The sequence below is a fragment of the uncultured Kriegella sp. genome (assembly GCF_963975415.1).
In the GTDB taxonomy this organism is placed as follows: domain Bacteria; phylum Bacteroidota; class Bacteroidia; order Flavobacteriales; family Flavobacteriaceae; genus Kriegella.
Genome location: NZ_CAXBGN010000004.1, coordinates 649605 through 673163, shown reverse-complemented (window position 1 = coordinate 673163; position 23559 = coordinate 649605). Strand labels below are relative to the sequence as shown.

The following is a 23559-nucleotide window of genomic DNA, read 5'->3' as shown; positions in this document are numbered from 1 at the left end:
AAAAATAGTATATTGAAGATTATGAATTTCATTAAAATCAAAATCATGAAAGTAGAAACTGGTCTGAACAATTCTTTAAAAAAGCCCAAAAATTCCTGTTGCTTTAGTGTTTTGCTGACCGCTTTTTTTCTGTTGATTTCTTTCCAGGCTATGAGTGTCAACTTTGATCAAAATGATTTGCTGGTCCGGCCCGAATCTGATGGTTCACTCCGGCTGAGTGCAGAAAAAGGAAGGGCTATAGGACCAGATATTAAATATATGCCCGAATGGAAAGCTTTTGGTTGGTTTACAGCTAAAGATCGAGTAGAATGGGATGTGCTTATAAAAGAAAGTGGGGAATACGATGTTTTTTTGGAATGGTCTGTTTCAAACAAAGAGGCCGGGAAGCCTTTCGTTCTGGTAACACGTGATAAGCAGCTGAAAAATAAGGTAGGTAAAACCGGTTCATGGGAAACCTTTAAGAGTGCAAAAATTGGAAGCATCCGTTTATCTAAAGGTAAGCAGATGATGACTTTTAAATCAGATTCTGCGTTTTCGGAAGGAGCATTGTTAGATTTAAGGGAAGTGAAATTAGTACCCTCTGCGACCAAAGCTTTACCGATAAAGTAATCAACAGATACACAATACCTTTTGGGCTATGGAGAGCGAAAATCTAAAGGTGTTTACGCTAGTATTTTCCACCGAATCGTGACGATGGATGACAGTGCAAAACTATACTTTGTCATTCCGAGGGATGTTTGTTTGTTTCCTTCATGGAATGATAACAGGGTTACATGTATACCTCCTAAAAAGTTTAGGATTGGGCCACTTGATGGGCGGTGGAGTATGGCTTATAGTTTTAAGGCGTCTCAACTTGGTGAGTTGGGCATGTGTAGGCCAATCGATGTAGTATGAAATAGATTCGAAATTTACTGCGAGGGTAGTTATGAAATTGAGCAAGGTTCTTTCTGTATATCATCGGCGGCAATTGAGTTTAAACAGGTAGTTTGGAGATGTCTTGACTTGCTTGTTTGGGGCATGGTTGGGTTTTTGTCTCTTTGACGATTATTGTGACCCTTTTCTATACCGGACAAACCTTTGGTATTTGGATTATTATTATTATGCTCTGGGTGTATATGGCCTGTCTTGCCTTCTCGATCAATGCGGAAATTTGGGTGCTTATTGGCGAAATATTCCCGACAAGTATTCGTATGTCAGTGAAATTGGGATGTCCGCCGGGCTTTATACCTTCGCCGGTATGTGTTTACTGGCAACGCTGTTCTTTTATGAATATTTGCCAGAGACTAAAGGGAAGAGTCTTGAGGAAATCGAGAAGTGTTGGAAAAACAATGGGATGACAGGATCTCGAAAGTTATAATCTTGACCGTTCAACAAATTCAAGTGTCTATTCATGCTTTAGTAGTAGGGCCATAGGTATGGAGTCTATAAAAACGCTAAATTCAGTTAGAAAGCGTAAAATCTGTAGGAGAAAAAAGGTTATCCCTTTGGGTTTTAAATGCACTAAATTCCATCTAAATCTTAGGCCGGTGTTGGAATTTAACTGTTGTCAATCAACTAAAATACTTTTATTCATCCAATCAAATAGTGGGCGCATCCATTGGTCGGTAGGTAAGCTCAAAACAAAACCATGATTACCTTTTGGGTAAAGATGCATTTCTGCAGATACGTTGTTTCGAACCAATTCTTGATAAAAACGTATACTATTTTCAACAGATACTACATTATCATCACCTGTATGGGTCAACCATGTCGGTGGTGTATTTGGTTTAACATGCAGTTCATTGGAAAATAGCTTAATTTGTTCTTCTACGGCAGACTTGCCCAATAACTTTTCACGTGACCCGTTGTGGGTCAATGCATCGGTCATACTAATAACAGGATATACTAAAATCATAAAGTTTGGTTTCAAACTTGTGTTTTCGTCATTTGAAATGTATGATTTTTCAAAATGTGTTCCAGCTGTCGACGCCAAATGGCCTCCAGCCGAAAATCCTATAATGCCTATTTTATCAGCATCCAATTGCCATTCTTTTGCCCGTTCACGTACGGTTTTGATTGCTTGCTGTGCATCTTGTAAAGGTCCGATTGTTTTATCGTTCATTATTAGATCATTGGGCAAGCGATACTTTAATATAAAAGCTGCGACCCCTTTGCGTACAAATGCTTCGGCAATAACAATGCCTTCAAGTTCATAGCTTTCTCCTGAATACCCTCCTCCTGGACAAATGATTACAGCTGCTCCTGTAGCTGCTTCTGCATTGGGTAGAAATATAGTTAATGTTGGTTTTGAAACATTTTCGATCCAAGTAACACGGCCATTTTTTAAAGTTGGTTTTTCTTTCAGGGAAGAAGGCTTGCTGTTCGGAATGGAGGTCGTATAAAGGTCTATGGTCTGTTGTGCTCCCAACTGCATAGTAAGGGTTAAAAGTAATAAAAAAGTTATTTGTTTCATCGAGGTTGATTTCATTAGTTAGTATTTCATCCAGATTATGTGCAATGGCTTCTTTATCGGGCTAGAATTTACATAATTGCTTATCGTTGGCTATCTTTTTTATTATTGGCTTTCCCAAGGAACAAAAAAAATCTAAATTTACTAATGCCCAAGAAAACATAGGTCTACAAAGGGATAATGATATAGCATCTGACCGAATTTATACAAATTGAATTTTATAATTTTAGTTTAGACTAATATGAAGTTATAATTATTTTTTGAATATGATTTTTATGACCCGGTATGCCCGCTTAATATGTATTAGCGCCCTAGTCGTTGTTCTTATTGTTTTTACATGTGCTTGCCATAGAACAGAATCCAACGACAAATCTTCGACGCTGGGTGGTAGGGTGTCGGCAATGGTTCCTGATACGGTTGATTTCAATATTCACATTAAGCCTGTTCTCTCCGACCGTTGTTTTTCTTGTCATGGACCTGACCAAAATTCACTAAAGGCAGATTTGAGACTCGATTTGAAAGCAGGTGCCCTAAAGAAAACATTGAAATCTGGAGGCCACGCATTTGTTTCGGGAAATATTGGGAAGAGTAAAGCTTTTTCTCGAATTACTTCCACTGATGAAGAACAGAAAATGCCACCACCGCAGTCAGGCTTGGTTCTTACTGATCTAGAGGTGGCCATGATTGCCAAATGGATCGAACAAGGGGCGGAATATAAACCACATTGGGCATTTATTTCCCCTAAGGAGCCGCCACTGCCCAAAGTTGAAAATAGCGAATGGGTTCAAAATCCTATTGATAAATTTACCCTTCAAAAGCTGGAAAATTTGGGTTTAGAGCCGAACCTTCCAGCCTCAAAAGAAACTTTGCTACGGAGAGTTACGCTAGATTTGACAGGTCTACCGCCGACTATCGCTGAAATTGATGCATTTATAGCCGACAAAACGCCCAATGCATTTGAAAAAGTGGTTGATCGGTTATTAAGCTCCCCTCACTATGGTGAGCGAATGGCCCTAGAATGGTTGGATGTAGCCCGTTATGCGGACTCCAATGGGTATTCCCAAGACGGACTGCGCACCATGTGGCCCTGGCGCGATTGGTTGATCAGTGCCTTCAACACCAATATGCCTTATGATCAATTCATAACTTGGCAAGTAGCCGGAGACAAGCTGCCTAACGCTACATCGGAACAAAGATTGGCAACAGGCTTTCTGAGAAATAACAGACTCAACGGTGAAGGAGGTATTGTGGATGAAGAATACAGGGTAGAATATGCTATGGATAGGACAGAAACAGTAGCAACTTCTTTGATGGGTATGACAATGCAATGTGCTCGGTGCCACGACCATAAATATGACCCTATTTCGCAAGAAGAGTATTTCGAGATGTTCGCATTCTTCAATAGTGCCAACGAATCAGGTATTGCACAGAACGATGGTAATTCGGGGCCACAACTACTTGTTGGGCCACCAGCGGTGGAAAAGGAAATTGAACATATTGAAAACCGTATTGCCTCTCTTGAAGACACCTTGAATATCTTGTTGGAGAAACCTTTTACCGCTGAAAAATGGTCCAATAAAATCAATCTGGCTCCAGTCATCGATATTGATTTTGATGCCGATACATCACATTTTGTCAATAGGGCGAATACAAAAATCGATATAAACTCCGATAAGGATGTTACGACAGAAGTCCGTAATCGAGGTAATGCGGTCAAGTTTACTGGTTTTGATGGCGTACATATTCAGAGCAAATCTATTGATTTTGACAGGGCCGATCGGTTTTCATTTTCGTTCTGGTTCAAATCAGGTCACGAAGGGAAGCATACGACGGTACTCAATCATTTGAGCGGCGGTGGAACAAGTTTCAAAGGGTATGATATATCCGTTATTGACGATTTGCTCACGTTTCGGTTGGTGAGGTCTTGGCCTGCCCACCTTATTTCCGTGAGGGCGCCAAAACCGATAATACGAAACGAATGGATACATTATGTATTCACCTATGATGGATCAAGCAGAGCAAAGGGAGTGCAAGTTTATGTCAACGGAAAGCTTGAAGAAAAAAATATCGGACTGGATCGCTTGAACCAAAATATCAGCAATGGTCAAAAGCGACTAAGCATTGGCGGCAGACCCGGTTACTTAACCGAGGTGAATGGTGGGGGAAGTGTTGATGACCTAAAAGTGTTTGCCAAAGAACTGAGTGCGGCCGAGGTAAATGTTCTTTACAGTGAGGCATCCTCGAAACCGCTAGCTGTATCTGATAAAGCTTTGAAGACCCATTACTTGTTGAATAATGACAGGGATGTAATGGCCGTACAGGAGAAGATGAATCAATTAGGCAAGCTAAGGAATGCAATGCAAGATACACTTATGGGGGTAATGGTGATGGAAGACTTGCCCGAACCCAGGTCGACATATATTCTTGAAAGAGGGGGATATGAAGATATAGGAAAGCGGGTGTATCCGAATACGCCCAAGGCCCTTATGAATTTTGCAGACAGCCTTCCCAAAAATAGGCTGGGACTTACACAGTGGCTAGTGGATAAAAAAAATCCTTTAACGGCAAGAGTAATCGTAAATAGGTTTTGGAAAATGTATTTTGGTCAAGGCATCGTAAAGACCGTTGAAGATTTTGGAAATCAGGGATCATTACCATCGCATCCCGAACTTTTGGATTGGCTGGCATTGGAATTCATGAACTCTGGTTGGGATATCAAGGCATTTCAGAAATTGATTGTTATGTCGGCAACCTATAGGCAATCATCACGTGTTTCTGAAGAGACAAGAAAAAATGATCCTTCAAATACGCTGTTGGGGCGGGGTCCAAGTACTAGGCTAGAAGCTGAGTTTATACGAGATTGCGCCCTTTCCGCTAGTGGGCTGCTGAATTTCGACATAGGCGGAGCTAGTGTTAAGCCCTATCAACCTGCGGGGCTTTGGTCTGAAAAGGGTGAGTTTAGTGTCTTAAAAAATTATGACCAAGACCATGGGGAAAAACTATATAGAAGAGGACTTTACACTTTCTGGAGGCGAACTTCCCCTCTGCCTTCGATGTCATTGTTCGATGCTCCCAACAGAGATAATTGTACGGTAATACGTCAACAGACCAATACACCTTTGCAGGCCCTGGTACTGATGAACGATCCTCAATATGTAGAAGCCGCTAGGGTATTGTCGGAACGTGTAATACGGGAAAATAGCACCAAAAGAAATCAAATTGTCCATGCCCACCGATTGCTTACAGGTACGAAGCCGAACGATGAGGTATTGGATCTTTTGGTTCAACTAGAACAAGAAACCCGAGAAAAATTCGCAACTAATGGTGATTTTGTGAAGGATTTGCTATCCGTAGGGGAATACCCATTAGATTCATCATTACCTTCTCTAGAAGTTGCTGCAATGACCGTGGTGAACAATACCCTGCTCAGTTTAGATGAGACCATTATGAAGCGCTAGTAGGTAGTTTTTTTAAATATATAAACGATAATTTGGTAAAAATGAATTTTTCCGATCTCGATAAAATACACGCCCACCCCTTGGTGAACCATAAGTTACAGATGAACAGACGTAATTTTCTATCCAAGGCGGGAATCGGGATAGGTGGGTTGGCCCTGGCCTCGATGACCGAGCCATTACATGCTTTTGCAGGTTTGGGTAGGGAAGCTTCTCAGCAGTCAATTCCTGAAAGTATAAGGCACTTTGCACCCAAGGCGAAAAGAGTTATTTATTTATTTCAAAGTGGCGGGCCCTCTCAGCATGATTTGTTCGATCACAAGCCATTACTTCAGAAAATGGATGGTAGTGAATTGCCTGACTCGATAAGGAAGGGACAGCGGGTAACAGGTATGACGGCCGGACAAAAATCCTTTCCACTTGCAGGAGCCCAATTTGATTTTAAGCAATACGGGAAATCAGGAATTTGGGTCAGTGAGCTCCTCCCGCACACAGCGGCTATCGCAGATGAGATTTGCGTTATCAAATCAATGCATACCGAGGCTATAAATCATGATCCCGCCTTAACTTTTTTTCAGACGGGTTCCCAGCAACATGGTAGACCCTGCATAGGCTCATGGTTGAGTTATGGGTTGGGAAGTGAAAACAAGAATTTACCGGAGTTTTGCGTCTTACTGTCCAATGGAACCGGGAAAACAAATGCACAACCCTTATCTGCTCGATTATGGGGAAGCGGGTTTTTACCTTCGCTTCATCAAGGGGTTCAGTTTCGTTCAGGTAAGGATCCGGTACTCTACCTTTCCAATGCCCCGGGAATAGATGCACAGACGAGAAGAAAAATGTTGGATTATTTTGGTAAAATTGAAGCCCGCCAGTTCGAGGTTGAACAAGATCCAGAAATTCAAACCCGTATTGCCCAATATGAAATGGCCTATCGCATGCAGTCATCCGTTCCTGAAATGATGGATGTTACAGGGGAAACGAAGTCCACATACGACCTTTACGGTCCGGAATCAAAGGTTCCGGGCACTTATGCCGCCAACTGCCTGTTGGCAAGACGACTGATTGAAAGAGATGTAAATTTTGTTCAGCTATACCACAGAGGGTGGGATCAACATTATAATCTGCCCAGAAACCTTACCAACCAGTGCCGAGATACGGATCGAGCATCGGCAGCCTTGGTACTAGATTTAAAACAGCGCGGTTTGCTCGAAGACACCTTGGTCATTTGGGGTGGGGAATTTGGTAGAACAAACTACTCGCAGGGCGTTTTAGAGAAAGGAAATTATGGTAGAGACCACCATCCACGCTGCTTTACAATGTGGATGGCTGGTGCGGGAGTAAAAAAAGGTTTTAGTTATGGAAAAACGGATGAGTTTGGGTACAATATAATAGAGGCACCCGTTCACGTTCATGATTTTCAAGCCACATTGTTACATTTGTTAGGCCTTGATCATAAAAAACTGACATACAAACATCAAGGTCGACGCTTTAGACTTACCGATGTGCACGGCGAAGTGGTAAAGGATATATTGAGCTGATATAAAAAAATGGTAAGGCTCTAACATCATTACAAGGAATACCACGGGGCTTAGTTCCTTGGATTTCAAGTTTTGAAAAAGCTCGAATTTTAATACTTTTTCACATAAATTTCATAGCATGAAGGTGGTAGCGTTTACCCTTAAAAAATGAAGGGCCTTTGACATTTGATTTTCGACCGTTTTTATCGATATTCCCATGTCCAAGGCGATTTCTTTATACTTCTTTTTTTCTAATTTATTTTGAACAAATATTTGCTTGCAGCGAGGGGGTAATTGATTGATTAGGGTATTTAACTTTTCCATTCTAAAGTCATAGAGATCATCTTCTAAAGTAGCTTCTGAGATAACGTCCCATCTTATGTTATCTAAAGTATCAAATTGAATTTTTTCGCTTCGAATATGCTGTAAAAATTGATTATGGCAAGTCTTGAAAAGATAATTTTTAAGTGATGAGGTAATAATTATGGCATTCCTTTTTTCCCACAGACGAATAATGGCATCTTGTACAATATCTTCTGCTAATGAGCGATCTCTACATAGATTGAAAATGTAATTACAAAGCCAATCGTAGTATTCCGAGAATACATATTGATAGGCTTTCGGGTTGCCTTTTCGGAGCCTTCCGATCAATTTTTTGTCGTTCATATTGAATCGATTATTGGCCAAATCTAATAAAAAATAAAAAAACATAGGGGTTTTTTGTGATTGTCGCATCTATAAGATAAAGGAAATGCCAAATGCATAAATGCCATTTGCTGATAGATAAATTTATTAGTTGCACGATTTCACCTGAAGAAAGAAAAACTTTGGAGCAATGGGTGTTAGAAAGTGAGGCTAATATGTCTTTTTTTAAAAACCGCGTCAAAGAATCAAGTGGAAAAACATCGACCGATTTTGACGCTGAACTAGGGTTCCTAAGATTTTCAGAAACTCTAAAGTCAAAAAAGAAAGCACCGAATCGGTTTCACAAAGTGCTTAGGTATGCGGCAGTCCTGGCAATATTACTGAGTATCGGTGTTTTAACAAAACAACAACTTTTTCCTGCTCCCAAAACCCAAATAAAGGTTGTTGAAAATGAAGAAAAAATACTTATTGGTGATGATGTGGTAATCAAGTTGGCCGATGGAACTACCAAGATTTTAAATTCGGAGAGTAATGAAACGGTAACCGATGCCTATGGAAATATCGTTGCAAATAAAGAGAAAAATTCTATCGCTTTCGACACTGAGATGGAATCTACGAACAGCAGCCCGATATACAATGAGATTTTTATTCCACATGGTGAAATTTTCAAATTAAGGCTTTCAGATGGTTCGCTGGTATGGCTCAATGCGGGATCAAAACTTCGTTTTCCGCAAAGCTTTGAAAATACTGATAAAAAGCGAACCGTTTATTTGGAAGGAGAAGCTTTTTTTGATGTTGCCAAAAACAAAGATAAACCGTTCATCGTGAATACGCAGGAAATCGATGTAAAAGTGCTTGGCACGAAATTTAATATAACGTCTTACGAGAATGATGACTATATAGCTACAACTTTAGTCGAGGGGGCTGTCAATGTCTATGAAACGAGAACACCCGATAACAGCATGCGATTGATACCAAGTTTTCAGGCCAATTACAACAAGTTCGGGAACAACTTCAAAAAGGCTAAAGTAGATATTGAGGCTCATACGGCTTGGATGCAAAACCGTTTGATCATCGATAACCTAAAGTTTTCGGAAATATTAGTAAAACTTGAACGCAGATACGCTGTAAAATTTGTTGATAATACTGAAAACTTACATGATGAATTCTACAAAGGAGAATTTGTTGACGAGGATATTGCATCAGTTCTTAAGACAATTGCCATGAGCACTCCTTTTACCTATAAAATCAACCAAAACATAATTACAATAATGAATTAAAAAGAAAAGCAAGTGTCGAAAACCGCTTTCCTACTTAATTGACCACTTAAAGCAATAATTACTAACTACTCAAAGAAAATTATGAAAAAAAATGATGAAGACGATGCCTTCAAAATGATGAATGGCAAAAAATTTAAAAGTAAAGTTAAATATTGTTTTCTTGTTGCCTTCTTGGTAATGTTTCAGTTATCGGCCAATACGGTAATGTCACAAAAGAAAATAGAGCTTAACTATACCAATGTTCCGCTAAAACGTATTCTAAACGAAATCAAGTCACAAACGGGCTATCGATTCTTTTATAATGTTAAGGAAATAGACGATAATCAAAAAATCTCCGTGAATGTAGATGAAGAAAACGTAAGGGAGGTTTTAAGCAAATTGGCGTTAAAGGCAAATTTTGATTTTAAAATAAATGATAATCAAATTGTACTGACCCTCAAGAAAACCAGTTCCTATATACCGGTACAGATGGAAGTTCAGGGTACGGTTACTGACGAAAATGGTACGCCCTTATCAGGTGCAAATATTGTAGAAAAAGGCACAACCAACGGGGTGACTGCCGATTTTGACGGAAATTTTTCCATAGCCTTGGAAAATGACAATGCTATTTTAGAGGTCTCTTACCTCGGGTTTACCACCTTGGATGTCTCTACTGATGGACAGGATCAATTGCAAATTGTGCTACAGGAAGATTCTGCTAAATTGGATGAAGTTGTTGTTGTGGGGTATGGTACCGCCAGGAGGAAGGATATTTCTGGAGCTGTCAGTACAGTTAGGCTAGAAGATTCTCCGATTGCACTTTCACCAAATACAAACGCCCTTCAGGCCTTAAGGGGAAACGTTTCAGGTGTTAATGTTGGGGTGCAAAATTCACCAGGAACAACACCCAGTATTATGGTGCGTGGGCGGAATTCAATCAATGGATCAAACGATCCGTTAATTGTTTTAGATGGTGTTATTTATCTGGGAAGCATGACCGATATCAATACGGATGATATTTCAACGATTGATGTTTTAAAGGATGCTTCTGCAGCAGCCGTATATGGTTCGCGAGCTGCGAACGGGGTAGTGGTCATTACGACCAAAAGGGGAAAATCGGATAAACCGCTAATCACCTATACTACCTCGGTTGGCGTAAATACCTGGCAAAATAAGTTTGACATGATGGATCGAGAGCGATGGACACAGAAATATATAGCACAAACCGTATCTATTGATTCCCCGGAAGAAATTATCTTTGATGCGGCCTATGCGACCACGTTATGGGAGCAGAAGGAGGTGGATACTAGATGGATGGACCTTATTTCACGACATGGTTTGAATCAAAATCATCAGATTGCCGTTTCAGGAAGATCAAATCGAATAAACTACTATTTTTCAGGAGGCTACACCAGTAATGAGGGTGTTGTTGTCGGTGATGATTTTCAGCGGGTTTCCATACGAACAAAGTTAGATGCCGATATTACCGATTGGTTAACGGTAGGAATTGACGGAACGTACAATAACAATGATTATTCAGGGGTTAGGGCAGCTTTGGGTAATAACGCTTATATGCAGCAACCATGGGGATATCCTTACCGCTATGAAGGTATGCCGGTTAATCCGGGAGCAAACACGAGCACATTGTTGGAAAGATACCCCACCGGACAATCGATACCGAATCCTTTATGGGGAACTGATGGCACAATCGAAGATATTGATCAACGGAATTTTTATAGACTGAGTACCTATGCGTTTATTAAGATTCCGAAAATAGATGGCTTGACGTATCGATTTAATTTTTCCATCAATGGCAATCATAATGAAAACGATCGATTTGTATATGAGGATTATTATGTTCAAGAAGCAACTTCCACACCGTATATAAACCGCTATTCCGAAGGGGTATTGTCAAATTTGTTATCACAGGCAAATGGGTATAACAATCGAACGACCAGTTATGCCTATGTCATGGATAATATTATAAACTATAAGAAGTTATTTGGCGACCACTATCTAGATGCGACTTTGGTGGCGACACGTGACTATTCTTATGAGAAACTGGTAAGTACGACTGGCAGTGACTATTCCTCAAACGGAAATACCTTGCTCGGTGTTGACGGAATTCATAAAGCTGCAGTTCAAAGATCGAATCTAAATGTAATTGAAAGAGCAAATGTTGGTTATGTGGGCCGCCTTGGTTATACCTATAAAGACAAATACCATTTAACGGGAACCATGCGTAGAGACGGAGCTTCCGTTTTTGGAGAAGATCAGAAGTGGGGTGATTTCCAATCGGTCGGGCTTGCATGGACCGCGTCTGAAGAGAGTTTTATAAGCGGCTTCGAAAAAATGAACTATCTGAAACTAAAAGCTTCCTATGGTAAAAACGGAAATCAGGGGCTCGAGCCATATCAAACATTGGCAAGGGTAGCCAGTGGAAGCGACGGAGGCATTCGTTATGAGTTTGGTGATGCCCCGTCAACAATATTGTACGGGGTTGACCAGACCAGTTTAGGAAGTCCTAGTCTCGGTTGGGAAACAACTACCGCATTCAACGGTGGATTTCAATCCATATGGTTCGATAACCGAGTGTTTCTCGACCTAGATTTCTATTTCTCAAAAACGTCCGACCAAATTTTTTCGCGTCAGATACCTATCATGACAGGTTTTAGTTCGATATTTTCAAGTTTGGGCCAAGTAGACAACAAGGGTATAGAAATAAGTTTGAACACGGTCAATATTTCTAACGAAAACCTAAAGTGGTCATCTGGACTTTCGTATTGGCAAAACCGAAATAAAATTGTCAGCCTATATGGTGATGATATCGATGGTGACGGGAAGGAAGATGACGATATTTCCAACAGCCTTTTTATCGGTGAACCAATAGAAACCATCTACGGATATGACTATATAGGTGTGGTTCAAGAAGATGACACGGAATATATTGCCAATGTAGGCGCCGAACCCGGTGACGCCATGTTTCGGGATATAAGTGGTCCCGATGGTGTGCCCGATGGTATCATCTCAGCCGATTATGACCGAACCATCCTCGGTAGCCGAAACGAGAATTTCAGAATGAGCCTTTCCAATACGGTGGAGTATAAGAACTTTAGCCTATATGTATTGGTGTCCGGAATTTTTGGTGGTGGAAAAGACAATTTTTACCTGAAAGAAAACCCCTTACATAATTCGTTCCAAGACCGATATGCCACTAATGAAATAGACCACGACTGGTGGACACCTGAAAACCAAAGCGAAGAATATTTGCGGGCCAATGCATACAGCAACCGCTACTTAGGGTTACAGTCTAGAGGATTTGTAAGGATACAAGACATTAATTTGTCCTATAAATTCCCAGAGGAAACTTTAAGCCGAATCGGATTAAATTCATTGGAGCTTTATACCAGCATAAATAACCAATTTACATTTACCAATTGGTTTGGCGGTGGTGATCCCGAGGCTGGAATTAGACCAAATGACAATGCACAACCCGTTCCAACGACATATACAATGGGATTAAAAGTAAGTTTCTAATACCTAAAAATTGATCAAATGAAAATCAAAAAAATAAAAATACAGGTTTTCACTCTGTTGATGTTATTATTAACTTCTGTGGGGTGCAATGATGAAGACTTTTTGAGTGAAACACCAAAAACCTTTTATACGACGAATAATATCTTTTCATCGGATACCCAGATTGACCAGGTAATTTTGACCTTGTATTCTAGATTGCGCAATTTCAAACTTACGAATGATCAAATGCATGGTATCGGTACCGATGTTTTGGATGCACCAGAGTTTAGGATTTCAAATTCCTTTAGCGATTATAGTAGAATCAATGCTGAAAGTTCAAATTTTAGTACTGTTTATAATTTCTATTATAACATGATTGCAACCGCCAATACGGCCCTTTCTGCAGCAGATTCGGATGATATCTCTTTTGAATCGGAAGCCAAAAAGGATTATATTCTTGCACAGGCCCGTTTTTTCAGGGCTTACGCCCATGGAATGCTCGCCGAACTTTTTGGGGGTGTGCCAATTGTAACCGAAGTGGCGACAGAACCACGGTATGATTATGTAAGAAGTACCCGCGAAGAAACGTATCAGTTTGCCATTGATGAATTAGAGGCCATTGTAGACGATCTGCCTGAAACAACAGAACAAGCAGGTAGATTGGTAAAAGGTGCGGCTCAAAATTACTTAGCTGAATTTTATCTCGCTTTGGGGATAGAATCTTCAAGTGACGCTGCTTATGATCAGGCCATAAAGTATGCCTCGGATGTCATTGACGGAGGTACTTACGCCTTGATGACAGAACGTTTTGGTACCCGAATGGATGAGGAAAACACGGTAACCGGTGGTGCCGATGTATGGTGGGATCTTTTCAGAAAAGGAAATATAAATTATTCCGATGGAAATAGGGAAAGTATATGGACTTTTCAAGTCGATTTTGATGCCTATCTTCAAGAAGATGGTCAATCGGTCTTAAATTATCCAAGATATTTTGCCCCGGTTTATAGGGCCATTGAAGGATTCGGTGGTGATGGAGACCCAGGAGGCGGTGTTGGTGAAGATGCTGGTGGGAGGGGTGTAGCGTTTTATGCGCCGACTCCTTTGACAGAGTTTGCAATTTGGGACGAAAGTATATCGACAGGTGATCAACGCAATGCAGAACATAACATTAGTCGTAAAATATTTTATAACCAACCTGCAGATCCACTTTTTGGAACCCAGGTTCCCCAAGATGTGATAGACGCTACTAACGAAGGTCAGGGATGGATTTTCCCTATTTTCTATAAATTGAATACCGATAAGTTCGATGGCTTGGATCAGGGGGAAAATCGAAGTAATATTTTCCGTGACGAATATGCAATTCGTTTACCGGAGACTATTCTTCTGAGAGCTGAAGCTTATCACCGAAAAGGAGAAAATCAAAAGGCCGCTGATGATATAAATCTCATCAGATCTCGTGCACAATGTGAGGTATTGGCTACTGCTGGCGATATAGATATCGATTATATTCTAGATGAAAGGGCAAGGGAATTATATGTTGAGGAAAGTAGATGGAATACCCTTTTAAGAATGGGAGGGTCAGTGGCTACCGATCGTATCAAAGAATATGCCTTACACCCGCATGTAGCTTTAACACTTACCTTCGATTACAATCTTTGGCCCATACCACAAAGTACAATCGATAGAAATAAAGATGTGATTATGGAACAGAATCCTGGTTGGAATAGGTAATCAGAAATAATGGTGATAAAAATATCCGCTCTTTAAATTCAATTATCTAGAATTTTTAGGGCGGATATTTCATTTTGGATATGAAAATCAAGTTTTCCAAATGCCGAACAATCCTATGAACAATGAAATTTATCCAATAAGCTGCTATAGTGACGGACTTTTTTCATCAGTAGACAATTTCTCAAAGAACAATAGGCTAAATAAACTGAATGAATATGATAAGTGAATAAATGCAAAATTGGCAGTAGTTCTTGGTATATTTTCCACATTTTAAATAAATCTAATTTTTATGAAAAAAGTTACATCGTTGACTATCTTATTGATAATTACGACAGGGTCGATAATTGCACAGATTGCGAATAATTCGAATACCTTAAACACTTCCTCATTATCATTTAAGAAACTGCCGATGCCCACAAAGGGAGGTAAAATGTATGCACCTGTTGTTGACATTATGCCACAACTAAGAGGTTTTCATGATAATAACAAAGTGCGTGAAGAAATGGTCTTTTTAAAAAAGTTAGGTTTTGACAGGGTTTATTTTGTATTGTGTCAACCCGGATATCCTTCTTTCTCCGACCCAACGCTTTCCGTTATGCCTACTGATAAGGGTACGGGAATTCAAACACTGGAATCTATATTGGCACTTGGAGATCCGAATTACGTGTATCTATATGAAGCGCAAAGATTGGGTATGGAAGCCTGGGCAATTATAAAGCCCTATGAATCGGGAACGGGGTTTACAATTCCACACGGCACCAATGCGCCACTTAGCAGAAAACAGATCGAGACTATTGGAGGACAACATATTCATTTTGATAATTTAATATCCGATAATCCGAACTTAAGAGTAAAAAGAAAGCCTTACCACGATTCTATTCTAAATAGGTTAGATGAACCGATAAAATCTTTGGAAGTTGCCTTTAGCCTTGATTCCATAAGACAAAGAGTTTCGTCAAATAAATATTTAGAATTTGACGGATTAAAGGATTCGGAAATTCAGATTCCTGATATTGCCCTATGGTACAGTGAAACGAATGGGAGGTATGTCAAATATAATGGAAATATCAAAGTCGAATCAAAATTTGAATATCGTCAGGTAGAAGATGCGAACGGTTTTTCATTAGCTAAAGAGCCAAAGCGCTTTTTAGTTTTAACGATTAAAAATTTCAGTCTGCCTGAAAACTATAGTTATTTGGCGATAACCTTGGATCAAAATAAAAATTTGTACACTATCCCCTATTCCATGATAAAAGCGTATACTCGTTCTGGGGAGATTCCCATTACCACGGGGATACATTCCAGAAGCCCGATGAGCCAAGAGGAAGCAAGCAAATCGCCTGAGGTAAGGGAATGGGGGTTGGAAAAACGCCCGGTTAAAGGGGAAGAGGCAGCCAAATCGTTTATGGATTGGGGTTTCGAATTTGAATTTCAAGGAACAGGACATTGGGGAGATGGTTGGGTCAGTAGTCCACTGTACGGCATCGCAAAGGGTAAGCGCAAATATATGGCAGGAACCCCATGTGAGGCCTATGCAGAAGTACGGGAGTATTGGTTGGATCAGGTTCAACGTGTTGTGAAAATGGGTTTTGACGGAATTGATTTTCGTCTTCAGAACCACTCGGGAATGGTATCCGATTACGTAAATTATGGATACAATGAACCTATTGTAAAACGCTACAAAGAAAAATATGGTGTTGACATGCTCACGGCAGATGTGGATCCATTAAAAATAATGGAAATAAGAGGAGAATTTTTCCTATTGTTCCTTGAAAAAGCAACGGATATTATTCATGATTCCGGTAAAAAGGTGCAGGTGCATTTGCGTCACGCCCATGAGGAACGGGTATTGTCCGATGAATTTAATGAATTGGGGTTCTGGGCCATGCCCAAAATAGTGCTCGATTGGAAAAAAGTAGTTGATTTGGTCGATGAGGTAACCATTAAAGATTATTATCATGGAGATTACCGGCCAAAAAGGGCGAATAGTATTAAAACATATGCTAATGATAAGGGCAAGCGCGTGTGGGTCCATAATTATTTCACTCAGGGAGATGGGGTAAACTTTGATTTTCTAAATGCGATAGAGCAAGACAAAAGAATAGATGGTGTTCTATTGTATGAGGTCGATGGAGGTATATTACATACAGGTTTTCCCGATAAAAAGAGTAAACCTAATGACGAGAATATTAATAAATTGCAAAATGTTCTACAAAAATTAAAAAAGAACTAGTTTAGGTTTCTAGATATTAAAGGTGTAGTATAGCCTATAGTTCAACTTTATCATGGGTCTTCATATCGCACTCTTTGAGATGTCGGTATTGAGATACTACGTTTTGAAAGATGAGGAGCGGGAATAGTATTTTAGAGGTTCTATTATGAATTAATTTTATTTGAAAATGAGAAAACTTGAAAGAAGGTCCGTTCTTAAAGCATTAGGTCTTGCTTCGGTCGGAGCAATGACGCCGGCGATGTTAAATGCAGAAACGCTAAAGAAGCCCTATAAGGTGGTTGAGAAATCAATGGAAACTGATATACTGGTAATAGGCGGGGGTACGGCGGGGACCATTGCCGCTATTCAAGCTGGAAGAGCAGGGGCAAAAACGATGTTGATAGAAAGTGGTAGCCAACTAGGAGGAACAACGACCACTGGTGGTGTAACCTTTCCGGGTATTTTCCACGCATGGGGCAAACAGATTATTGGAGGAATAGGCTGGGAACTTGTGACGGACTGTGTAAAACTAAATGGGGATGAATTACCTGATTTTTCAATCCCTCCGGCCCGACATTGGAAGCATCAAGTTTCGGTAAATGGGTTTTTGTACACACTTCTTGCCGAAGAGAAATGTATCGAAGCAGGTGTTGACATTCGCTATTATGAAACTCCAACCAGTGTGGAGTTCAAGCAGGGAAATTGGGCGGTTCAAACCACGGGCAAGGGAATTACGACGCAAATAACCTGCAATCAAATAATTGATTGTACGGGCAATGCATTAATAGCTTCGATGGCCGGATTTGATGTACTAAGGGAGACGGAAACACAGCCTGGTTCGTTGATATTCCAAATAGGGGGGTATGACTATGATGCGCTCGATTTGACAAAAATTCCCAAGGAATATCATCATGTTCTGAGACAGAATATGATTAAAAATCAGACCAGCTCAAGTGCTGAAAATACATTTGTACCCTATGGATATGTGTATGTTCCCGGGGCAGATTCTACAACTTCAGAATCCCATACAAAAGCCAATAACGATGGTCGGTCAACCTTATTGAATTTAATACGCAAGTTAAGGGGGTTTCCGGGATGTGAAAATTTAAAAATCCTCGATTTGAAAACAGAAACTGCCGTACGGGAAACGTATAGAATTGATGGTATCTACAAAGTGACCCAAAACGATTATCTTGAAGGAAAGGTATTTGAAGACGCTATTTCCAATTCTTTTTATCCAATTGATCTTCATGTCGAAGGGAAAGGAATTCATCAGGTGTTCTTAGAGCCAGATGTGGTGGCAAGCATTCCATTGCGAGCGCTTATACCTAAAAAAAGTAAAAACTTTTTGGTGGCAGGGCGCTGTGTAAGCAGTGATCGAATGGCCAATTCTGCACTACGGGTTCAAGCATCGGCCATGGGTATGGCACAGGCAGCCGCAGCGGCTGCAGTTTTGGCAAATAAGCTAGGAGTGTCACCTCATGAAGTTCCTATTGAAGAAGTAAAGAAATTAATAAGAAACCATGGTGGAATTTTACCCTTAACGACCTAAAGCATATGTTTCGTTGGGTAAAAATAAGATCAACGGCCATATTCAATTGGTTTACACGTACTACGGTCTATGTAAAGATTGCTACAGTATTGGCCGCTCTTTCTTTTGCAAATGCCGAAAGCATAAAATATTTTCAGCCACAGACTATTTTGTTGCAACCGCACAGTACACAGGCGTATCAGGTTGATATGAACGACGCTATTTCTGAAAGTAATTCCTTATTCAAGGTTTCAGCAAAAGATGCAACCCCGATTTATTTTTATAGGGAAGTATTTACTCCTGTTTGTTTTGATAATAAATGCCGGCCGTTGACCATTAATTTATTTTGGAATATAACGGGCCGCTATCTGGGTTTCGAGCTGCCGGAAGGGGAGTTTTTGAGTAAGACCGACCATGACCCATTTTCAGTTGATGAGTATGAGAAACTAAATCAAATTTTGGCCACGGAGCGTACTCCGCTGGCCGATATAAATTATAATCAACTAACCGTTGAATCGAATAGTCATGGTTTGGGAGACATTGATGCAATTAGTGCTGCGACTCCGCAGAATTTGGCTCCCTATGTAATTGATGGGGCGGCCTATACCACTTTTAAACTATGGCATTTGATACACGGCACTACAAGAAATCAAGTTCAAAAACTTACGATACAGGACATCTCGCCCGAGTTGATACTAAAAATATTGGAAAGCCCCGTTCAAGCGGATAAGATTTGGGCATTGGAACATATTGACGGTCATGTGGGCTTTACGTCCGACCTTAAAGAAAAAGTATTCGATTTAATAAAGGGCGAGAACTATCTCATCGTGGAGAAGGCGTTAAGTGCTATACATAAAACTGAACTTGATTCTCTTAATGTTCAGCAGTTGTTGATGAAAGCTTTAATACAAGAAAATTATAATGTTCAAATTCGTGTTATTGACAAAATTGGGGAATGTAATGCTTTAAAGGAGTCCGTTAAAATGCACTTGGTTGAAAATTTAGGAAGTTTGAACGGGCAGGTATTTAAAAAAGCATTGACAGTGCTGGCGGAACAAGAATTAACCGCTGAAATGTATTTTAAAATAGCGGTTTTTCTAAAATCTGAAAATGCATTCATTTCAAATAGTATTGCTGCTTTTTTAAAAAGTGAACATATTACCGACCCACAAATTCTTGCTTTATTAAAGAAAAATGGGAATGAATAATTTGAGTTTTAAGTCGAATATTCAAAAGTAAATTTTAAGAAAAGGTGAAGAAGCTTTTAATCATAATCGTTTGCTGTTTTTTTTATTTTAATGTAAATGCCCAAGAAACTAAGCCATTTGTTTTATGGGATGAAAATGTTCCATTTCCATCAAAAGAGGAGATTCCGGTATTAGAAAATGTTGAGTTTTCAGTAATTAAGCCTTATGAGTTTTATAAAGACGGTTATCGTTTTTTGCATGGTGTGGCCATTATGTGGTATGAAGACAAAATTTATGCATCGTTTGGCCATAACAAGAATGGAGAAAATACGGTCACCGAAGAAGCAAACTATAGGGTAAGTGAAGACGGGGGAAAAACATGGGGCGCTGTAAAAAGAATAGGGGGCGGAAGCAAAGTTGCTGTTAGCCATGGAGAGTTTCTTAAAACTAAAGGCAAGTTGTGGGCTTTTCATGGCGAATACGATGGCACGATGAAGAATCTTAGAATGCGGGCTTTTTTGTTTAAAAAAAGAAAGGACAAATGGATAGACAAGGGCATAGTTTGTCGTAATAATTTTTGGCCACTGGAAGAACCTGTAAAGATGGATGATGGCAATTGGATAATGGCAGGAATTCAGGTCAATTCAACGGGGGCGGGCAAAAATCCTCCAGCAGTAGCCATTAGCAATGGTGATAATTTCATGGAATGGAATGTGGTAGTTATTCCAATGAAACAAACCGACGTGTGGGGAGAAAGTACTTTGATGATCGATGGTAGATCTATAATTAATATTTCGCGTTGGGGCGGGAAATACAAAGCCCTTGCGTCAAAAAGTGAAGATTACGGAAGAACTTGGGCAGAACTTAAAGAAAGCAATTTGCCCATGGTTTCATCAAAAGTATACTCAGGGCAATTAAGTACAGGGGAATATTATGCAATTGGTACAATGTATAAGGGTGTTGAAAGAGGACGAAATCCGTTGACTATCGCAGTGAGCGAGCCAAATAAAATGCTTTTTTCAAAACTATACATCATTAGAAACGCTGTATTTGAAGATGGTCCGGGAGAATCGCATCCAAAAGCGGCATTGTCTTATCCACATGCATACGAACTTAAAGGTAAACTATATGTCGGCTATTCAAATGATGGGGGGAAAGTAGGTAGGGATGCCGGAAAAACACGGAGAGAAAGTTGGAACAACAATAGCGGTGAACTAGCGATTATTCCAATAGAAGAATTAAGAAAGTAACATGTAATTTCACTCCGGAGTGTAAGGCTTGTTAAACCATTAGATTCTGGTATTAATGAGTAGTATTTGTTTTTGGAAGTTTCACAAAAACATCCTGTATATTTTATCATTTTTTTAAGTTTTGAGTAGAATCCATTTACTGTTATAATAAGTACATTTGTTTTTATGGGAAAGTATCATTTTCAATGATTAAAATACCGCTACAAAATCTAACTAGTTGCGTAATCAATAGAAAACTACTTATAATTTCTTTTTTATTACTATCGGGGCATATGTTTGCTCACGGAGATTTAACGCTGCGAATCATAAAAAAAACGCAGGAAATATCACAAAATCCAGATAACTTTGAGTTATACTTCCAAAGAGGATTCTTATATCAACAGCATATTGAATACAATAAAGCCCTTGAAGATTATTTGAAATCCAAATCTTTGGGAAATACGAATAAAGAGTTGCAATATAGAATTGCCGAGGTTAACTATTTAGCAGAAGACTACTCCAATGCCTCAACAAGTATCCTAACTTATTTAGAATTAGATAGCGTTGACGTAAGGGCTAAGAAACTGGAGGCCCAGATATTGTTCAAATTAGAAGCATATCAAAAGTCTTTAGAAGCATACAGCTATGTCATGAATAACATGATCGATGTTCGGCCGGAAGATGTATTGGAGTATGCTGAAATTATACTTGCCGAGAACAATGAAAACTATAGGGGAGCCTTAAATGCGATTGAGGCTGGTTTAAACCAAGTTGGTCCAAATACCTTATCGCTTCAACTTAAGAAATTAGACTATTTAAAAGAGTCTAATCAAATTGAAAAAGCATTGGAACAATACAATTATTTTATTCTTGAATATAAAAGAAAAGAGTTTTGGTATTATAAGAAAGCAGCGTATTTGGCAAAAGTAAATAGACCTGAAGAAGCCAACATATCACTAAAATTGGCTACAAGCGCTCTTGAGCAATTAGACAGTAGGTTTAAAAATATGAACTCGATAATAAAATTAAAAGATCGAATAACAAGATTAGAAAGCTTAAACAACCAGAAATTATGATTAGAAGAAGTACCCAAATGTTAATAATGCTGTTTGCGGCATATTCATTTTCGCAATCCTCAGTTCTAGGGGGTTCCAATATCAATGCTATTGCCGAATCTAACAGTATTGGTCTTAAGCAGAACTCACCTTCTGTAGTTGTAGAAAGAGGCCCTTATTTACAAAGTGGTACGCCAACTAGTGTTGTTGTAAGATGGAGAACAGATACTGCGACCGAATCTGTTGTTCATTATGGTACCCAGATTGGCGCATTGACTAAGAAAGAAACAAATAATAGTTTAACAACGGAACACGAAGTTGCTTTATCTGGGTTGAAACCAAACACAAAATATTATTTTAATATTGGTAATAAAGCCGAGGTACTATCTGAAAGTACTTCTGGTGATATGTATGTAATTACGGCACCGACCGCAGGTACTAAACAATTTGTTCGTGCTTGGATCTTAGGTGATGCCGGTACGGCAAATGATAATCAAAGAGATGTACGGGATGCATATTACGATTATGTAGACAAAGCTCCAATAAACCCTGACAAAACAGATATGATGCTGTTTTTGGGGGATAATGCCTATAGTACTGGAACAGATATAGAGTATCAAAATGCTTTTTTTGATATTTACGACGAGATGTTTAAAAAATCTGTTGCCTGGTCTTGTATAGGAAACCATGACGGTAAGACCGCCGATTCCGCTAGACAATCTGGCCCGTATTATGATATATTTACTTTTCCGACCGATGGTCAAGCCGGTGGAACTGCATCGGGAACCGAAGCCTATTATTCTTTTGATTATGCCAACATTCACTTTATAATATTAGATTCTCATCATTCAGGTCGTGAAGTTGGAGGCGCTATGTACAACTGGACACAAACCGATATTCAAAACACCACACAAGATTGGATTGTGACCTTATTTCATCATCCGGTTTACACCAAAGGTTCCCATGACTCTGATACTGAGGATCGACTTATTGAAATGAGAAAAAACTTTATGCCTATGATGGAAGCTAACGGTGTCGACGTTATTTTAAACGGCCATAGCCATTCTTATGAGCGTTCTTATTTCTTAAACGGACATTACGGATTTGCCAATACTTTTAACGCGGATGAAATTACCAAGGGAGGGCATACCGTTGGGGCAACAGGAAATGGCGATGGTAAAGCAGATAAAGATGGCGCATACAAAAAAACTGATGTAGCTACAGAAGGGGCCGTATACATAACTACAGGGTCTGCCGGTAAAATATCTGGTGGAGACCTAAACCACCAAGCCATGTCTGTGTCTTTGAACAAGCTGGGGTCTTGCGTTATGGAGGTTGGAGATGATGGAATGGGAGGGCAAAACCTGACGGTAAAGTTTATAAGGGAAAATGATAAGATTGATGATTATTTTACCATCAACAAAGCAGGTATAGCAGCCCCAAAGGCCTATGCAGATAAATCCATTCAAAAAAGTGGAGCGCTTTTGTATGTTTCCGATAGTGACTTGCTTAAAATTAAAGTTAATGATAATGAAAGGCTCAAGAAAGTCAAGATATACAACAACATTGGCAAATCGGTGAAAAAAAGCAGAAAGGAAACTATCGACGTGAGCAAAATGCCAAAAGGGACCTATGTTGTTGAAATCACTACGAATAAAAGAAAGTATACCGAACCCGTTATGATAGAATAATTTGACTAATTAGATGTACGGTGAGGGTTAGGTGCTATCCTGTTTAAAGAAGTTCTTCGAACAAGGTAAATCCAGAGCG

14 protein-coding genes are annotated in these 23559 nt (G+C 39.6%); 12 read left to right on the top strand and 2 right to left on the bottom strand.

What is annotated here, in order from left to right; translation table 11 throughout:
• Window positions 1–45 precede the first annotated feature (45 nt).
• A complete protein-coding gene (locus tag AACZ88_RS12380) occupies window positions 46–609 on the top strand; it encodes a hypothetical protein (protein ID WP_339710636.1) in 564 nt (187 codons plus the stop codon).
• Window positions 610–1546: 937 nt separating this feature from the next.
• Here the strand turns inward: AACZ88_RS12380 and AACZ88_RS12375 are convergent.
• Window positions 1547–2452 (bottom strand): alpha/beta hydrolase, encoded by a 906-nt coding sequence (locus AACZ88_RS12375; protein ID WP_339710633.1) that lies wholly within the window; start codon window positions 2450–2452, stop codon window positions 1547–1549.
• Between the two features lie 272 nt (window positions 2453–2724).
• Here AACZ88_RS12375 and AACZ88_RS12370 point away from each other — a divergent pair, with 272 nt between their 5' ends.
• Together AACZ88_RS12370 and AACZ88_RS12365 are read left to right on the top strand one after the other, a co-directional pair.
• Entirely contained in the window at window positions 2725–5907 is a 3183-nt protein-coding gene (locus AACZ88_RS12370; RefSeq protein ID WP_339710630.1) for a DUF1553 domain-containing protein, read from the top strand.
• A gap of 41 nt (window positions 5908–5948) precedes the next feature.
• Entirely contained in the window at window positions 5949–7445 is a 1497-nt protein-coding gene (locus AACZ88_RS12365; RefSeq protein ID WP_339710627.1) for a DUF1501 domain-containing protein, read from the top strand.
• Window positions 7446–7556: 111 nt separating this feature from the next.
• Here AACZ88_RS12365 and AACZ88_RS12360 read toward each other — a convergent pair whose 3' ends face one another.
• Window positions 7557–8090 carry an RNA polymerase sigma-70 factor gene (locus tag AACZ88_RS12360; protein WP_339710625.1) on the bottom strand — a complete coding sequence of 178 codons (534 nt, stop codon included), beginning with the start codon at window positions 8088–8090 and terminating at the stop codon, window positions 7557–7559.
• Between the two features lie 107 nt (window positions 8091–8197).
• Between AACZ88_RS12360 and AACZ88_RS12355 the strand changes: the two genes are divergently transcribed.
• From AACZ88_RS12355 to AACZ88_RS12315, 9 genes are all read left to right on the top strand, one after another.
• The gene (locus AACZ88_RS12355; protein WP_339710624.1) at window positions 8198–9349 is read left to right on the top strand and encodes a FecR family protein; all 1152 of its coding nucleotides are present in this window, start codon (window positions 8198–8200) and stop codon (window positions 9347–9349) included.
• Window positions 9350–9430: 81 nt separating this feature from the next.
• The gene (locus AACZ88_RS12350) at window positions 9431–12865 is read left to right on the top strand and encodes a TonB-dependent receptor (protein ID WP_339710621.1); all 3435 of its coding nucleotides are present in this window, start codon (window positions 9431–9433) and stop codon (window positions 12863–12865) included.
• Window positions 12866–12883: 18 nt separating this feature from the next.
• Window positions 12884–14575, top strand: coding sequence for a RagB/SusD family nutrient uptake outer membrane protein (locus tag AACZ88_RS12345; RefSeq protein ID WP_339710618.1), 1692 nt, complete (start codon window positions 12884–12886; stop codon window positions 14573–14575).
• Window positions 14576–14864: 289 nt separating this feature from the next.
• Complete coding sequence (locus AACZ88_RS12340) at window positions 14865–16808, top strand: hypothetical protein (RefSeq protein WP_339710616.1); 1944 nt, start codon at window positions 14865–14867, stop codon at window positions 16806–16808.
• 166 nt (window positions 16809–16974) lie between these two features.
• Window positions 16975–18339 carry an FAD-dependent oxidoreductase gene (locus AACZ88_RS12335; RefSeq protein ID WP_339710613.1) on the top strand — a complete coding sequence of 455 codons (1365 nt, stop codon included), beginning with the start codon at window positions 16975–16977 and terminating at the stop codon, window positions 18337–18339.
• A 5-nt stretch (window positions 18340–18344) separates the two neighbouring features.
• Complete coding sequence (locus AACZ88_RS12330; RefSeq protein WP_339710610.1) at window positions 18345–19526, top strand: hypothetical protein; 1182 nt, start codon at window positions 18345–18347, stop codon at window positions 19524–19526.
• A gap of 44 nt (window positions 19527–19570) precedes the next feature.
• Window positions 19571–20755 carry an exo-alpha-sialidase gene (locus AACZ88_RS12325; RefSeq protein ID WP_339710607.1) on the top strand — a complete coding sequence of 395 codons (1185 nt, stop codon included), beginning with the start codon at window positions 19571–19573 and terminating at the stop codon, window positions 20753–20755.
• Window positions 20756–20940: 185 nt separating this feature from the next.
• Window positions 20941–21810, top strand: a complete 870-nt coding sequence (locus AACZ88_RS12320; protein ID WP_339710604.1) for a hypothetical protein — start codon at window positions 20941–20943, stop codon at window positions 21808–21810.
• The gene (locus AACZ88_RS12315) at window positions 21807–23480 is read left to right on the top strand and encodes a metallophosphoesterase (RefSeq protein WP_339710602.1); all 1674 of its coding nucleotides are present in this window, start codon (window positions 21807–21809) and stop codon (window positions 23478–23480) included. The genes AACZ88_RS12320 and AACZ88_RS12315 overlap by 4 nt, the downstream gene beginning before the upstream one ends.
• The last annotated feature ends 79 nt before the right edge of the window (window positions 23481–23559 follow it).

Coding starts and splice junctions, on each gene's coding strand:
- AACZ88_RS12380 (WP_339710636.1), top strand. CDS start 46: ATGAAAGTAGAAACTGGTCTGAACAATTCTTTAAAAAAGCCCAAAAAT.
- AACZ88_RS12375 (WP_339710633.1), bottom strand. CDS start 2,452: ATGAAACAAATAACTTTTTTATTACTTTTAACCCTTACTATGCAGTTG.
- AACZ88_RS12370 (WP_339710630.1), top strand. CDS start 2,725: ATGACCCGGTATGCCCGCTTAATATGTATTAGCGCCCTAGTCGTTGTT.
- AACZ88_RS12365 (WP_339710627.1), top strand. CDS start 5,949: ATGAATTTTTCCGATCTCGATAAAATACACGCCCACCCCTTGGTGAAC.
- AACZ88_RS12360 (WP_339710625.1), bottom strand. CDS start 8,090: ATGAACGACAAAAAATTGATCGGAAGGCTCCGAAAAGGCAACCCGAAA.
- AACZ88_RS12350 (WP_339710621.1), top strand. CDS start 9,431: ATGAAAAAAAATGATGAAGACGATGCCTTCAAAATGATGAATGGCAAA.
- AACZ88_RS12345 (WP_339710618.1), top strand. CDS start 12,884: ATGAAAATCAAAAAAATAAAAATACAGGTTTTCACTCTGTTGATGTTA.
- AACZ88_RS12340 (WP_339710616.1), top strand. CDS start 14,865: ATGAAAAAAGTTACATCGTTGACTATCTTATTGATAATTACGACAGGG.
- AACZ88_RS12335 (WP_339710613.1), top strand. CDS start 16,975: ATGAGAAAACTTGAAAGAAGGTCCGTTCTTAAAGCATTAGGTCTTGCT.
- AACZ88_RS12330 (WP_339710610.1), top strand. CDS start 18,345: ATGTTTCGTTGGGTAAAAATAAGATCAACGGCCATATTCAATTGGTTT.
- AACZ88_RS12320 (WP_339710604.1), top strand. CDS start 20,941: ATGATTAAAATACCGCTACAAAATCTAACTAGTTGCGTAATCAATAGA.
- AACZ88_RS12315 (WP_339710602.1), top strand. CDS start 21,807: ATGATTAGAAGAAGTACCCAAATGTTAATAATGCTGTTTGCGGCATAT.